Below are 3,559 nucleotides of genomic sequence, written 5' to 3'. Positions count from 1 at the left end.
GCGGAAGCGTCTGGCAATGCCTACAAGATCAAGAGCACGCTGCCGAAGACCATGGAGGAGGCGCTCGACCGCTTCACCGCCTGCGCTCCCGTGCGGGCGCTGCTCGGCGAGGATTTCTTCCAGACCTATCTGCGCGTCAAGAGCGTCGAGCTCGACCTGTTCCAGAGCGTGGTGACGTCCTGGGAACGCGACCACCTTTTGCTCAAGGTGTGACCATGGTTTCCAGTTCGACGGGTTTCAATTCCGGTCTCGGTATCGGCAAATCCTACTATGTCGCCACCGCCCATCCGGCGCCGGATCATCCGGCGCTCATCGACGATGCCGAAGCCGACCTTGTGGTCGTCGGCGGCGGCTGCACCGGACTGTCGGCGGCGCTCCACGCCGCCCAACGCGGGCTGAAGGTTGTGCTGCTCGAAGGCGGCAGGATCGGCTGGGGCGCATCGGGCCGCAATGGCGGCCAGATGATCCCAGGCCTGCGCAAGGGCGCCAAGGGCCTGGTCAAGGCCTTCGGGCCGGAACGGGCGAAGGCGCTGTTCGACCTCGCTTTCGAGGCGCGCGGGCTGGTGCTCGACATCATCGAGCGCAATGGCATCGACTGCGACCTCAGGCTCGGCGGCCATCTGGTCGGCGCGGTGAACAGCTCCGACCTCAAGGATCTTGAAGATGAGGCCGAGTGCCTGGCCAGCGTGATGAATTTCCGCGACGTCGAGATCCTGTCGGCGGCGGAAGCGCGCGGCAAGGTCGACACGCCCTATCACGGCGCCATGTACGAGCCGCTCGGCGGCCATATGCATCCGCTGAACTACACGCTGGGGCTTGCCCGCGCGGCGGTCGCGGCCGGCGTCACCATCCACGAGAATTCGGTCGCCGTGCGGCTGGAGCGGGAGCCTTCGATCAAGGTCTCGACGGCAAAGGGATCTGTGCGGGCGAAACATGTCGTGCTGGCCGGCGACGCGTTGCTGCAAGGACTGGAGCCGCGCGTCAACAGTCGCATCATGCCGGTCGGCAACTACATCGTCGCCACCGAGCCGCTGGAGGGCAAGCGCAATGTCATCCCGGCCAATGTCGCGGTGTCGGACACGCGCTTCGTGGTTAACTACTACCGGATGTCGGCGGATGGGCGCCTGTTGTTCGGCGGCGGCGAACGCTACACGCCGTCGCCGCCGGCCGACATCGCCGGCTTCGTGCGGCCGCACATGGAACAGACCTTCCCGCAACTGAAGGGCTGCCGCATCGACCATGCCTGGGGCGGGCTGGTGTCGGTGACGACGTCACGCCTGCCGCATGTCGGGCACTATGGCGAGGTCTATTTCGCGCATGGCTATTCCGGCAAGGGCGTCATCCTGTCGACACTGTCCGGCAAACTGCTGGCCGAGGCGATCACCGGCGATTCCGCGCGGCTCGACCTGTTCTCGACGCTTAGCCCGCTGCCGTTCCCGGGCGGCACGGCGCTGCGCGGTCCGCTCTATGTGCTCGGCATGCTGTGGTATGCGATGCGCGACCGCATCAAGCACTGAGCGCGCGGGAGGACGGTAAGCTGGCTAACCGGCATCCCTGTTGGTAAGCGCGATGTGGCAGCAGCCGGAACCGTGGCCCGGCGTCCAGGTGACGTTTTCGAAGCGCACGCCGGTCGCCTCGAACAGGCCGCGGTCGAAGGCGCCGGCGATGCGGCAGAGCGTGGCGAGCTTCTCCTCGCCGACGCCGGCCTCGACCCAGGCGTCCTTCAGCGGGCAGCGCCTTACCTTGAAGGCGATGTGGGTCGCGTCGCGCTCGACATCGGTCGGGTACATGCGGCCGCCATCGGGGCTGACGGCCAGAAACGCCTCGCCGATCGCCGGCGCGTCGTTGGGTCCGAAATCAGCGAAAGCCGCGGCCGCGACTTCCCTGCCGCGCTGCTCGATGGTGCGGATCATGACCGCCTCGGCCCTTTCGGCGCCGAGTTCCGCGGTCAGTTCATCGAGGAAGAGGCGGTAGAGATCGGCCCGGTTGCGGAAAGCGGAATCGAGCTCGCGCGACAGTTTTTCGGCTCTGGTTTCTGGGTCGGTCATGGTGTTGCGGTCCTGTTCAGTTTCGGCGTTGCCGCCACAAGCGCCTTGCCGATCGCCGATTGCGGGTTGCCGATGACGGCCCGCGCCTCGCCGCTCTCGGCGACCCGTCCGGCATCGAGGATGACGAGGCGGTGGGCGACGGCGCGGACGACGCCGAGATCGTGCGAAATGAAAAGGTAGGCGATCCGTTCCTCGCGCTGCAGGTCAAGCAGCAGGTCCAGGATCTGACCGCGCACCGATACGTCGAGCGCCGACACGGCCTCATCGAGCACGATCAGCGACGGTCTGGTGGCGATGGCGCGGGCAATGGCGACGCGCTGGCGCTGGCCGCCGGAGATCTCGTGGATGGCGCGCGGCGCGAGATCGGCGCCAAGGCCAACCCGTTCCAGCAGGGCGGCGATGCGGCGCGGGCGTTCGGTGCGCGAGGCGATGCCGTGGATACGCAAGGGGTCGTCCAGCACGCGCGCCACCGTGGCGCGCGGATTGAAGGCGGCGAGCGGATCCTGGAACACCATCTGCAGCCGCGCTCGCCTGGCGCGCAGGGCCGCTCCGCCCAGCGAGAGGAAGTCTGCGCCCTCGAACCGGATGGTGCCGGCGTCCGGCTCGATCAGCCTGAGCACCAGCCGGGCGATGGTCGACTTGCCGCTGCCGGACGGGCCGGCAAGCGCCAGCGTCTCGCCGGGCCCGATCGCCAAGGAGACGCCATCGACGGCGGAGACGGTTCTGCCGCCGCGGCGATAGTGCTTGGTGAGACCGGAGACGGTGAGCAGGCTCATGCCGGCGCTCCGGTCTGCCGCAACTGTCCGGCATCGAGGCCGAGATGAGCGTCGAGCAGCGCGCGCGTATAGGCGTGGCGCGGGGCGTTGACGATCTCCGCCGTCGTGCCGAGCTCGAGCAGTTCGCCATGGCGGAACACAGCGATGCGCTCGGCAAGCTCGGCGGCGAGCGCGATGTCGTGGTTGATGAACAGCAGCGTCATGCCGTCCTCGGCCACCAGCCGCCGGATGAGCGACACGATCTCGGCCTGCACGATGGTGTCGAGCGCGCTGGTCGCCTCGTCGGCGATCAGCAGTTTCGGACCGGCGGCTATTGCCGCGGCGATCGCGACGCGCTGCTTCTGGCCGCCGGATAGCTGGTGCGGGTAAGCGCGCATGGACGTGTCCGGATCGGGTAAGCGGACGCGTTCGAGCAGGGTCTTGGCTTTGGCGAAAGCCTGCGCCCAGGTGAGTTTGAGATGGGTGCGTGCGACCTCGGCGATCTGGTTGCCGACCGGCATGACCGGGTCGAGGCTCGAGGAGGGGTCCTGGAAGACGAAGCCGATGTCACGGCCGAGGAGGACAGTTTTCTCACGAACGGGGAGAGGTTGGCGTTCTGTCGCGCCCCCCTCTGTCCTGCCGGACATCTCCCCCACTTGGGGGGAGATTGGCAGCGTCGCCGGCGACTCTCCTTCTCCAGCCTCGGAGATTGGCGAAAGCGGATATGAGGGTCTGATCTCCCCCCTTGTGGGGGAG

At 67.5% G+C, this 3,559-nt stretch carries 4 protein-coding genes and 1 pseudogene; 2 read left to right on the top strand and 3 right to left on the bottom strand.

Annotated elements, in window-relative coordinates; genetic code table 11:
- Positions 1 to 213: pseudogene (locus tag EN781_RS28690) on the top strand (glutamine synthetase); the annotation flags it as partial.
- 2 nt (positions 214 to 215) lie between these two features.
- Complete coding sequence (locus tag EN781_RS28685) at positions 216 to 1,517, top strand: FAD-binding oxidoreductase (protein ID WP_126058187.1); 1,302 nt, start codon at positions 216 to 218, stop codon at positions 1,515 to 1,517.
- A gap of 24 nt (positions 1,518 to 1,541) precedes the next feature.
- Here EN781_RS28685 and EN781_RS28680 read toward each other — a convergent pair whose 3' ends face one another.
- The 3 genes from EN781_RS28680 to EN781_RS28670 form a co-directional block, all read right to left on the bottom strand.
- Complete coding sequence (locus tag EN781_RS28680) at positions 1,542 to 2,048, bottom strand: L-2-amino-thiazoline-4-carboxylic acid hydrolase (protein WP_126058188.1); 507 nt, start codon at positions 2,046 to 2,048, stop codon at positions 1,542 to 1,544.
- Positions 2,045 to 2,824 (bottom strand): ATP-binding cassette domain-containing protein, encoded by a 780-nt coding sequence (locus EN781_RS28675; protein ID WP_126058189.1) that lies wholly within the window; start codon positions 2,822 to 2,824, stop codon positions 2,045 to 2,047. Before EN781_RS28675 ends, EN781_RS28680 begins: the two co-directional genes overlap by 4 nt.
- On the bottom strand, positions 2,821 to 3,559 hold a 739-nt coding region (locus EN781_RS28670), incomplete at its 5' end, for an ABC transporter ATP-binding protein (RefSeq protein ID WP_245492677.1). The genes EN781_RS28670 and EN781_RS28675, both read right to left, overlap by 4 nt.

The organism is Mesorhizobium sp. M4A.F.Ca.ET.090.04.2.1 (genome assembly GCF_003999085.1).
Taxonomy (GTDB): domain Bacteria; phylum Pseudomonadota; class Alphaproteobacteria; order Rhizobiales; family Rhizobiaceae; genus Mesorhizobium.
This window is presented reverse-complemented; position numbering and strand designations above follow the sequence as displayed.